The organism is Pseudarthrobacter sp. B4EP4b (assembly GCF_006680095.1).
Taxonomy (GTDB): Bacteria; Actinomycetota; Actinomycetes; order Actinomycetales; family Micrococcaceae; genus Arthrobacter.
Window position 1 is genome coordinate 1 of the sequence record NZ_VHIJ01000105.1, and the last position, 241, is coordinate 241.

The 241-nt window shown below is 62.7% G+C and carries 1 pseudogene; it reads right to left on the bottom strand.

From position 1 onward, the window contains the following. A pseudogene (gene aspA / locus FNL14_RS23080) lies at positions 1-241 on the bottom strand (aspartate ammonia-lyase); the annotation flags it as partial.

Sequence of the window (241 nt, forward strand, 5' to 3'; positions counted from 1 at the left end):
GCGGAGGTGGTCGGTGTTGGCGGTGATGCCCTGGATGCAGCGTGCGGTGAGGGTGCGGCAGGCTGCTTCGAGGTGGGAGATGCTCTTGTGGAGGCTGTGGACGATGATGGGTTCGAAGGCGTTGAGTTGGAGTTGCCCGGCTTCGGCGGCCATGGTGATGGTGACGTCGTTGCCGATGACTTCGTAGGCGACCTGGGAGACGACTTCGGGGATGACCGGGTTGATTTTGCCGGGCATGATG